This window comes from Staphylococcus sp. HMSC071G07, assembly GCF_001811435.1.
GTDB classification, from domain to species: Bacteria; Bacillota; Bacilli; order Staphylococcales; family Staphylococcaceae; genus Staphylococcus; species Staphylococcus pettenkoferi.
On sequence record NZ_KV804779.1, the window covers coordinates 1 to 468 of the forward strand.

Annotated in this window: 5 tRNA genes; all 5 read right to left on the reverse strand. The window is 53.2% G+C overall.

The features are described 5' to 3' along the window. Window positions 1-2: 2 nt before the first annotated feature. A tRNA-Leu gene (locus tag HMPREF2802_RS08755) sits at window positions 3-92 on the reverse strand. 7 nt (window positions 93-99) lie between these two features. Beyond that, window positions 100-174, reverse strand: a tRNA-Gly gene (locus HMPREF2802_RS08760). A 3-nt stretch (window positions 175-177) separates the two neighbouring features. Further along, window positions 178-260: transfer RNA gene (locus HMPREF2802_RS08765), tRNA-Leu, on the reverse strand. 6 nt (window positions 261-266) lie between these two features. Then, window positions 267-342, reverse strand: a tRNA-Lys gene (locus tag HMPREF2802_RS08770). Between the two features lie 6 nt (window positions 343-348). Further along, window positions 349-424, reverse strand: a tRNA-Thr gene (locus HMPREF2802_RS08775). Window positions 425-468 lie beyond the last annotated feature (44 nt).

Below are 468 nucleotides of genomic sequence, written 5' to 3' on the forward strand. Positions count from 1 at the left end.
GATGGTGCCGAGGACCGGAATCGAACCGGTACGGTGATCAACTCACCGCAGGATTTTAAGTCCTGTGCGTCTGCCAGTTCCGCCACCCCGGCAAAATAATGGAGCAGAAGACGGGATTCGAACCCGCGACCCCAACCTTGGCAAGGTTGTATTCTACCGCTGAACTACTTCTGCATATGCGGGTGAAGGGAGTCGAACCCCCACGCCGTGAAGGCGCTAGATCCTAAGTCTAGTGCGTCTGCCAATTCCGCCACACCCGCGTTTAATGGTGAGCCATAGAGGATTCGAACCTCTGACCCTCTGATTAAAAGTCAGATGCTCTACCAACTGAGCTAATGGCTCTTGAGATGGTGCCGGCCAGAGGACTTGAACCCCCAACCCACTGATTACAAGTCAGTTGCTCTACCAATTGAGCTAGGCCGGCTTATTATAAAATTGAAATGGTGGAGGATGACGGGTTCGAACCGC